Source organism: Cupriavidus sp. WS (assembly GCF_000395345.1).
Lineage (GTDB): Bacteria > Pseudomonadota > Gammaproteobacteria > Burkholderiales > Burkholderiaceae > Cupriavidus > Cupriavidus basilensis_B.
This window is the reverse complement of sequence record NZ_AQPL01000526.1, coordinates 1-9359: the sequence shown is the minus strand read 5'-3', so window position 1 is coordinate 9359 and position 9359 is coordinate 1. Positions and strand designations below refer to the sequence as shown.

The window sequence follows — 9359 nt, the reverse complement described above, 5'->3', positions numbered from 1 at the left end:
CCCGCCGGCAGCGGGGCCGGCCGCCGCCATGCGCAGGCTGGCCTGCGGCCGCCGCGCCAGCGCGCCGGCCGCGTCGTTGGCGAACACCACGCGCATGGCGTCGTCCACCACCACCACGGCCAGCGGCATCGATTCGAGCGCGGCGAGCCCCGCCAGCGCGCGCTGGCGGTCGGCGGCGGGCCAGCGGTCTTGCGCCGCGGCCGCGTCGTAGATGCCGCCAATCAGTCCCGGCAATGCCTCGTTGGTCATTTCTGCTCCGGCGCGGGCACGAACGCGATCACAAGCATGATCACGCACGATCACAAGCGCGATGAGGCGGGAACGACAGCCGGCACGCGCATGCCGCGCGTGCGGCGGGCGGCATATCGACAGGGCAAGCTTATACCGGGGCCGGTGCAAGTCAAAGGTATCCGCCGGGCAGCGTGCGATGGCAGCGCGGCCCGGAAACTCCCCTTCCTTGATGCCCGTCAGCCAACCGCGCGATTCGCCTTGCGGCCACCGCGGCCCTGCCTAGACTGGCAGCAAGCCGGCGCGGCTGAGCGCCGCGTCGTTGCCGCCGTCCTTGCCGTTTTCTTCGCTTTCTTGCTCCGGGGATCACCCATGTCCGTCAAGCAGGTCCGCTTTCCCAAGGCCATCCCTTCCTACTGCTCGGCCGAACTCTGCCTCGCCTGTCCCGCCTGCGTGGACGGCGCGCCGGCCCGCTACGCGATCACCGCCGAGGCGCTCGAAGACCACTTCGGCGCGCGCTCGCACCGCGAGGGCGACCTGATACAGGCCTTCGAAGGCCACCGCGACGACATCGAAAGCGTGGCCCGGCAATTGTTCGAGATGACGGCGGCCCACAACATCGTGCTGCATAGCGGTCATTTTCGTTTTGCGGTGTAGCGCGGACCGGGGCATTCCCTGGTATCTGCATTGGCTGCAAGGGCGGAGCCGGAACCGCGCTGGCAAGGCGGCCATCCGCCGGCACGGAACTTGCCAGCTTTGATGCAGCCCGGTGCCGCATGCACCGTTGCCGGGCGAGCCACGGTAGACCCCTTTCAAGCATGGAGAGACGCGCCATGAACGATCTGCGCAGGCGGACGGAGACAAGCGGGCGGCCCAGCCCGAGCCAACGCGGTTACGCCGAGCAGCCCGGCGAAGGCCGCAAGACCAGCCAGCCGGGCGAGCGCGACCCGCAAAACGGCCAGCCGGCGGACCGGCTCGGCCAGGGCGCGCGCCACTGCCCGCAGCAGTAGCGCGCCCGCCGCCGCGCGGCGTGGGCGCCGCCCGCCGCCGTGCGTGCAGTTGTTACCGGCGGTGTAAATCCGCGCTGCAGATGTGAAAATGGCACGGGCGGCGCGGACGGGCGCGCGCAAAACCACAGGCGAGCCATGAAGACATTCCACTGCGGAAAATGCGGCAACCTCGTGTTCTTCGAGAACGTCTCGTGCGAGCGCTGCAGCGCCCTGCTCGGCTATGTTCCCGAACTCTCGCAGATCTGCGCCTTCGAGCCCGCCGGCGACGGCGTGTGGCGCTGCCTGAACGACGAGGCCGCCGGCGCGCTCCACCGGCAATGCCACAACTACGCGGTGCAGGACGTCTGCAACTGGATGATCCCGGCGGACGCCGGCGACACGCTGTGCGCGTCCTGCGAGCTGACCCGCACCACGCCGTTCCTGGCCACGCCGAACAACCGCCTCTACTGGTGGCGGCTGGAGACCGCCAAGCGGCGGGCGCTCTATACGCTGGCGGCGCTGGACTTGCCGGTGGTCTCGCGCGAGGTGGACGCCGAGGGCGGCCTGCAGTTCGATTTCCTCGAGGACGTCGGCGAGGAGCGCGTGATGACCGGCCACGACAACGGCCTGATCACCATGAACATCGCCGAGGCCGACGATGCGCACCGGGAAAAGACGCGCTCGGAGATGAGCGAGCCCTACCGCACGCTGCTGGGCCATTTCCGGCACGAGCTCGGCCATTATTATTTCGACCAGCTGGTGGCCAGCACGCGCTGGACCGAACCGTTCCGCGTGCTGTTCGGCGACGAGCGGGCCGACTACGCCGAGGCGCTGGCGGCGCACTACGAACAGGGCGCGGCGCAGGGCTGGGAGCAGGCCTACGTGAGCGCCTACGCGACCATGCATCCGTGGGAAGACTGGGCCGAGACCTGGGCGCACTACCTGCACATCGTCGATACCGTGGACACCGCCGCCGCGTGCGGGCTGGCGCTCAAGCCGAGCACCGCGGGCGAGCCGGTGCTGACCGACCAGACGCCGGTGGAAGTGTCGAGCTTCGACAGCCTGATGCACCGCTGGTATCCGCTGACCTATGTGCTCAACAGCCTGAACCGCAGCCTGGGCCTCGCGGACGGCTATCCGTTCGCGCTGTCGCCCAAGGTGGTGGAGAAGCTGCGTTTCGTGCACGAGGTGGTGGCGGCCGGGCCGCAGCCGAAAATCGTGGAGGCGCCGGTTTCGCCGGAGCCGGTGGAAACCGTGGAAGCGACGGAAGCGACGGAACCGGCTGAAATGGTGGAAACGCCTCAAACGCCCGCGGCGGCGGAAATGCCGGCTGCGCAGCCCGCTGCCGGCACGGCCGCGGGCGGTGGCTCGGCCGCTCCGTCCTGACCTTCCCGCACCCTCTCCATTTCCCTCGATTGTCCCGGCTGGCGAGACTATATGTCGCGCCAATCCGGGTTTATCGCCTCGTCCGCAGGCAATAAACTCCGCCGTCGACCCCGCCGCCAGATGCGCAAAGCACAGCGGCGCCGGCGTACCGGAGAAACCTCGTGTCAGCCCCCCTCCCCGTTCTGTTCATATCGCACGGCGCGCCCACCTTTGCCGTCGAACCCGGCCTGGCCGGCCCGCAACTCACCGCGCTCGGCCGCGCGCTGCCGCCGCCGGCGGCGGTGCTGGTGGTGTCGCCCCACTGGATGACGCGCGGCGGCGCCGGCGTGGGCACCGCCGAATATCCCGAGACCATCCATGATTTCGGCGGCTTCCCGCCCGCCCTGTACGCGCTGCAATACCCGGCCCCGGGCCATCCCGAACTGGCTCGGCGCGCCGCGGCGCTGCTGGCCGAAGCCGGCTTTGCGGCGCGGACCGACGCGCAGCGCGGCCTGGACCACGGCGCGTGGGTGCCGCTGCTGCACCTGTACCCGGACGCCGGCGTGCCGGCATTCCAGGTGTCGCTGCCGCAGCCGCTGGACCCCGCCGGCGCACTCGCGCTCGGCCGCGCGCTGGCGCCGCTGCGCGCGCAAGGCGTGCTGATCGTGGGTTCGGGCAGCCTGACGCACAACCTCCACGAATTCCGCGGCGATGGCGGCGATGCGCCCTACGTGGCCAGGTTCACCGGCTGGGTGCGCGAAGCCGTGCGCAAGGCCATGCAGGACGGCGACATGACGCCACTGCTCGACTACCGCCGCCAGGCGCCGGACGCCGCCCGCGCCCATCCGACCGAAGAGCACTTCCTGCCGCTGCTGGTGGCCCTCGGCGCGGCCACGGCCGGCGATCCGGTCCAGGTCATCGACGGCGGCATCGTCTACGGCATGCTGTCGATGGAGTCGTATGTGTTTGGCTCGCTGCGAGCCGGGCGGAACTGAACGACAATATCGCCGCCGGCTTCCGGCCGCATCGCTCCGACACCCCTATCCACGCGCGCGCCGCCCGGCGGCGCCGCGCGGATTCCAGCATTCATTCCACAGGCATGTACAAGAAAGGCACCGCAATCGAACTGCAGTTTTCCCCCGCGCGCCTCAACGACGGCGCCGGCGATCCGTACTGGATCGACCTGACCACGGAGGAAGCGCGGCAACTGCTGGCCGTGCTGCAGGACAAGCTCGCCCACCACGGGCAAGGCACGGACGCGCCCGCGATATTCAGTCTCGACGAGCCCGGCGCGGCAACCGCGCCGCCATCCGCGCCGTCCGGCGCCAGCGAAGCGCCGCCGCCCGCCGCGCCCGCTGACGAGTTCCGGCAATGGGTTTGCATCATCTGCGGCTGGGTCTACGACGAGGCGGCCGGTCTGCCCGAGGAAGGCATCCCGCCCGGCACGCGCTGGGAAGACATCCCCGACGACTGGCGCTGCCCGCTGTGCGACGTGGGCAAGGAAGACTTCGCGATGGTCGCGTTCTGACGCGCGGCCTGCCTTGCCGGCGGCGGTCCGCCGGATCGCCGCCCTGTCGCGTCTATGGGGATTGCGGCATTTGTGGTGCTTATGGTGCTTGTGGTGCCTGTGGCATCTAGAGCGGATCGACCAGGCTGCGCACCACTTCCGCCAGCCGCGCGGCGCGGGCGCGCCCTTTCTGGTCCAGCCCCAGCGCGCCGCCGGCCGCCAGCGCTTCCAGCGCAAAGGCCGCGTCGGTCATGTCGCGCCACGACGGGTGGTCCGCATGGATGGCGACCAGCGCGCTGGCGCCCGCGGCCAGTCGCTTGCCGTCCGGTTGCGCCCCGGCCGCGAGGGCTTCCAGCACTTCGGCTGCGTCGAGCAGGCCTTTGCGGTTCATTTGTCTTCTCCCTGGATGGTCCGGCTGGAGCGGGCATGCGTTTTTGACTGCATGTTAGAGGACAAAGCAGACATTTGCTGCCCGGTTTTCCCCGGGGGCCGGCCGCCGGCGCCCTTTTTTGAGCGCGAGCAAGCCGGTTTTTCCGCCCTTGTTCCGGCGATTGGCCCGGGCCGCGTGCCTTTACGATCTTGAGCGTGAAGAGTTAAGCACACGGCAGCGGCTTTCCCCCCGGTCAACCGCCACTGTGTCGAGCGCTCTTCCGGCAGGTCGCGGACAGGATCGATGCGCGCCTGCGTCATCCTCGACCCGACCGCATCAAGGGCGAGCGACCGCCAGCGGCCGGCACCGGATCACCTGCCTGGCGCCGGCACCCGTCGCAATACGGCGCCTGCCTTGCGGGGCGTCATCATCTGTTCGCCCGGGAAACACCCCGCGTGCCAGCTATTCCATCTGCGCGCGCCGGGGCCTCCTGAATATCCGGACCGCCAGGGCGGTGCGGCTGATTTTCCCTCCAACGCATTATCAGAGGCTGAAATATGGCAATTTCCTCGATAGGTGTCGGATCGAAACTTGATCTGGGCACTCTGCTAACCAATCTGGAAGAAGCGGAAAAGAAGAAGCTCGATCCGCTCGTCAACCAGCAAACCGTCCACACCAACAAGCTGTCCGCCTACGGGCTGCTGCAGGGCGCGCTGTCCTCGTTCCAGGCCGCCGCCGCCGCGCTCGGCAAGGCAAGCCTGTACAGCAGCACGACCACGTCGTCGAGCAACAAGGACGTGCTGACCGTGTCGGGCGACAAGACCGCCACGGCCGGCAACTACGCGGTCAACGTATCGCAGCTGGCCACCTCGCAGACGCTGGTGTCCAAGGGCGTGGTCGACAGCAAGGGCATGCCGCTGGGCAGCGCCAAGATCAAGATCGAATTCGGCATCACCGAAGCCGGCGTTTTCACGCCCGGCAGCGCCAAGGCGGCCGAGATCAACATCAACGGCACCAACAACACGCTCGAAGGCATTCGCGACGCGGTCAACGCATCGAACTCGGGCGTCACCGCGAGCATCGTCAATGACGGCGGCAGCACGCCCTACCACATCGTGCTGACCTCCAACACCACCGGCGCCAAGTCCAGCATGCGCGTCTCGGTCGCGAGCAACGGCGTGGGCGACCCCAGCATGATCGCCGACCTGATGACCTACGACCCGGCCGGCACCAAGTCGATGACGGAGAACATCAAGGCGGTCGACGCCAAGCTGACCGTCAACGGGCTGGCCATCACGAGCGCGTCCAACACCGTGCAGGAAGCGGTGCCGGGCCTCACGCTGAACCTGCTCAAGACCGGCGACAGCACCGTCATCGCCTCCACCGACACCGGGTCGATGGCCTCGGCCGTGCAGAGTTTCGTCACCGCCTACAACACCCTGCAAAGCACCGCGGCCAAGCTGGCGAGCTTCGACAAGAACACCAAGAGCGCGGGCATCCTGCTCGGCGACGGCGCGCTGCGCTCGATCCAGAACCAGCTCGCCTCGGTGTTCAACAAGCCTCAGGACGCCGCCGGCGACAACAGCCTGGTCAACCTCACGCAGGTCGGCATCACGTTCAAGTCCGACGGCAGCATGGCGCTGGACACGGTCAAGCTGAACAAGGCCCTGACCGCCAACCGCACCGGCGTGGCGCAGCTGTTCAGCGGCACGGACGGCAAGTCCGGCTACGGCAACCAGCTGTCGGCGCTGGCCAAGTCGTTCAACGACCCCAAGGGCACGCTGACCACGGCCTCCGAGGGCGTGCAGGCCAACATGAAGAACCTGGAGAAGACGTACACGAAGGCCCAGGCCGCCATCGACGCCACCATGGCCCGCTACCGCACGCAGTTCCAGCAGCTCGATCTGATCGTGTCCAAGCTGAACTCGACCAGCACCTACCTCACGCAGCAGTTCGCCGCGATGAACAACAGCAGTAGCAACAACAAGTAAGGCTGCAGGCAAGGCCGCAGGCAGGGTCTCATCGATCCCGCCAGACCGCGGCAAGTGCCGCTGCCGCCCCCGTCCGGAGGCGGCGGCAGCACTCCCCCGCCGCGCGCTTCGCGCCTCGCTGCCGCCCGCTGGCATAACCGGGCGATGCCGCTACACTATGGGCCTTCCCCGGGGCCTTCACGTCCCCCGCCACCCGCCAGCACAACGAGACACCGCCAGCCATGAGCGAGCCACAAAAGAGCGGCAGCACGCATTCCGCCTCCCAGCCCCAATCGCAGTCCCAGTCCCAGCCCGCGCGCGCGTCTTCCCTGCGCCACGCCGCCAGCATCCTGGTCGTGCGCGACGGCGCCGCCGGCATGGAAGTCCTGATGGTGCGCCGCGCCGAGCGCAACGACGACCGCAGCAGCGGCGCCTTCGTCTTTCCGGGCGGCACGCTGGACCCGCAGGACAAGGCGCTGCACGCATGGTGCGCGGGGCTCGACGACAGCGCGGCGAGCCAGCGCCTGGGCGTGCCCGACGGCGGCCTCGACTACTACCTGGCAGCGGTGCGCGAATGCTTCGAGGAAGCCGGCCTGCTGTTCGCGGCCGGCGCCGACGGCGCGCTCGCCCCGCTCGACGCGCTGCAGGCGCGCGATGCGCGGCAGCATGGCTGGCTGCGCCAGCCCGCGCGCGGCGGCGGCCCGGGCATGGCGCAGATCTGCGAGCGCCTGGGCGTGCGGCTGGCGGTGGACCGCCTGGCCTATCACAGCCACTGGCTCACGCCGCCGGGCCTGCCCAAGCGCTTCGACACTCGCTTCTTCGTGGCCCTCGCGCCGGCCGGGCAGACCGCCGTGCACGACGGCGAAGAGGCGATGGCCCATGTCTGGGTGCGCCCGGCCGACGCGCTCGATGCCGCCAGCGGCTACAAGATGGTGCCGGTGACGCGCCGCACGCTCGCCTCGATCGCCCGCTTCGAGAGCGCGCAGGCCTGTTTCGACCACGCCGCGCAGCTGCGCGGCATCGCGCGCATCATGCCGCGCCTGGCCCAGGGCGGCGGCGGCCTGCGGCCGGTGCTGCCGAGCGAGCCGGCCTATGCCGAGATCGAGCGGATCGACCCGCACGGCGAAGGCCATGCCCGCTACGAGCTCGCCACCGGGCAGGCCGTGCGCCTGTCGGCGCGCGTGTGGCGCGTGACCGCCGGCAACGGCAACGTGATGACCGGGCCGGGCACCAACACGTATTTCGTCGGCGACCCCGACGAAAACCAGTGGGCCGTGATCGATCCCGGCCCCGACGACGACGCCCATCTCGCCGCCGTGCTGGCCGCGGCGCCCGGCCCGGTGCGCTGGATCCTGGCCACCCACACCCATCTCGACCACTCGCCGGCCACGCCCCGGCTCAAGGCCGCCACCGGCGCGCCGGTGCTGGGCCGCCCGGCGCCGGCCACGCCGCGCCAGGACCAGACCTTCCAGCCGGACCGCATCCTCGAGCACGGCGAACGGCTGGCGCTGGGCAACGGCTGCACCCTGCGCGTGGTGCACACGCCGGGGCATGCCTCCAACCACCTGTGCTTCCTGCTCGAAGAAGAAAAGACGCTGTTTACCGGCGACCACGTGATGCAGGGCTCCACGGTCGTCATCAACCCGCCCGACGGCGACATGCACGCCTACCTGGCATCGCTGGCGGCGCTCCAGCACGAAGACCTGGAATGGCTGGCGCCGGGCCACGGCTTCCTGATGGCCAGGCCGGCCGATGCGATCCGCACGCTGATCCGCCACCGCCTGCAGCGCGAGGCCAAGGTGCTCAACGCGCTGCGCGAGCTCGGCGACAGCGTGATCGAAGTGCTGCTGCTGCGCGTGTACGACGACGTGCCGGAACGCATGCTGCCGGTGGCGCAGCGCTCGCTGCTGGCGCACCTGCACAAGCTCGCCGTGGACGGCGCCGTGGTGGACGATGGCGGGGTGTGGCGCATGGTGGCGCGCCCATGAGCAAAGGCCCCCGGTTTCGGGGGCCTTTCACGATGAGAAGAGACTGTCCGCGTGCCGTGCCGGCGCCGGCCGGCCTTATTTGGTAAGCGAAGCCATCAGCAGCTCGGCCGCGGCTTCCAGCCGTTCCGGCGCGCAGAACAGCCGCGCCACCACCAGCCCGTTCTGCAGCGCGCCGTAGATCACCTGCCCCAGCGCCTTCGGCGACACCGGGTAGACCTTGCCGTACTCCTTCTGGGCACGCTCGATCAGCCCCGTGAGCCAGTCTTCGTTCATGCGGTAGAACGCCTTGAGCTCGGCATGCACGGTCTCGGGCAGGCACAGGGTCTCGGTCGAGAGCATGCCGGCCAGGCAGATCTGGTCGCCGCAGGCCGCGGTGCGCAGAAAGCTCAGGTAGGCCTCCGCCTGCACGTGCGGCGGCAGGCTGGCGTCGATATTGCGGATCCGCTCGGTGATGCGCGCGCTGTATTCCTTGACCGCTTCCAGTACCAGATCGTCCTTGGACGGAAAGTAATAATGGATGCTCGAGGTCTTCACCCCGACCAGCTCGGCAAGGTCACGATAGCTGAAGCCGTTGAAACCGCGGCGGCGGATCAGCACGAGCGTGTGTTCGAGCAGTTGTTCGCGGACGGATTTCGTTTTCATGGCGTGATCTTATCTATCTGCCGGTAGATACTCAAGGCAATTCCACGTGCGGTCGCAAAAAGTCAGGCTGCGCCGCTCACGAGGGCAGCACTTGCGCGACCACCGTGATCAATGAGCCGCTGACCAGGCAAAGCCCTACCCAGCCGGCCAGGATCAGGAAGCTGTCCCGTAGATTCATCATCGACTCCAGTTCGGTGTTATCTGCCTGCCGCGTCGCGGGTCAGGCGCGGTGGCCGGCACTTGCCGGCCACCCGGTACTGCATGCCGCGCTCAGGCATTGGCGCCTTCGGTGAAGACGTC

General features: G+C 69.1%; 10 protein-coding genes. 7 read left to right on the top strand and 3 right to left on the bottom strand.

Going from position 1 to position 9359, the window contains the following annotated elements:
- Positions 1 to 249 (bottom strand): PAS domain-containing protein (locus tag K206_RS0133575; RefSeq protein ID WP_029044388.1); only part of this gene is annotated, 249 nt, incomplete at its 3' end.
- Positions 250 to 600: 351 nt separating this feature from the next.
- Here K206_RS0133575 and K206_RS0133570 point away from each other — a divergent pair.
- The 5 genes from K206_RS0133570 to K206_RS44725 all read left to right on the top strand — a co-directional run bounded on the left by K206_RS0133570 (position 601) and on the right by K206_RS44725 (position 4110).
- A complete protein-coding gene (locus K206_RS0133570) occupies positions 601 to 885 on the top strand; it encodes a DUF1488 domain-containing protein (RefSeq protein WP_020206678.1) in 285 nt (94 codons plus the stop codon).
- Positions 886 to 1061: 176 nt separating this feature from the next.
- Positions 1062 to 1238 (top strand): hypothetical protein, encoded by a 177-nt coding sequence (locus K206_RS43355; protein WP_020206677.1) that lies wholly within the window; start codon positions 1062 to 1064, stop codon positions 1236 to 1238.
- A gap of 135 nt (positions 1239 to 1373) precedes the next feature.
- A complete protein-coding gene (locus tag K206_RS40080; RefSeq protein WP_020206676.1) occupies positions 1374 to 2603 on the top strand; it encodes a putative zinc-binding metallopeptidase in 1230 nt (409 codons plus the stop codon).
- 161 nt (positions 2604 to 2764) lie between these two features.
- Entirely contained in the window at positions 2765 to 3577 is an 813-nt protein-coding gene (locus tag K206_RS0133555) for a dioxygenase (RefSeq protein WP_020206675.1), read from the top strand.
- Positions 3578 to 3681: 104 nt separating this feature from the next.
- On the top strand, positions 3682 to 4110 hold the full coding sequence (locus tag K206_RS44725; protein WP_020206674.1) for a rubredoxin: 429 nt from the start codon (positions 3682 to 3684) through the stop codon (positions 4108 to 4110).
- Between the two features lie 106 nt (positions 4111 to 4216).
- Here the strand turns inward: K206_RS44725 and K206_RS0133545 are convergent, their stop codons facing one another.
- Positions 4217 to 4480: a hypothetical protein gene (locus tag K206_RS0133545; RefSeq protein ID WP_020206673.1), complete on the bottom strand. Its 264-nt coding sequence runs from the start codon at positions 4478 to 4480 to the stop codon at positions 4217 to 4219.
- A 536-nt stretch (positions 4481 to 5016) separates the two neighbouring features.
- On the opposite strand from K206_RS0133545, the gene fliD reads away from it, so the two are divergent.
- Both fliD and K206_RS0133535 read left to right on the top strand, forming a co-directional pair.
- Positions 5017 to 6450: a flagellar filament capping protein FliD gene (gene fliD / locus K206_RS0133540; protein WP_020206672.1), complete on the top strand. Its 1434-nt coding sequence runs from the start codon at positions 5017 to 5019 to the stop codon at positions 6448 to 6450.
- Positions 6451 to 6671: 221 nt separating this feature from the next.
- Positions 6672 to 8417 (top strand): MBL fold metallo-hydrolase, encoded by a 1746-nt coding sequence (locus tag K206_RS0133535; protein WP_020206671.1) that lies wholly within the window; start codon positions 6672 to 6674, stop codon positions 8415 to 8417.
- 75 nt (positions 8418 to 8492) lie between these two features.
- Here K206_RS0133535 and K206_RS0133530 read toward each other — a convergent pair whose 3' ends face one another.
- Positions 8493 to 9059 (bottom strand): TetR/AcrR family transcriptional regulator, encoded by a 567-nt coding sequence (locus K206_RS0133530; protein WP_020206670.1) that lies wholly within the window; start codon positions 9057 to 9059, stop codon positions 8493 to 8495.
- Between the last annotated feature and the right edge of the window lie 300 nt (positions 9060 to 9359).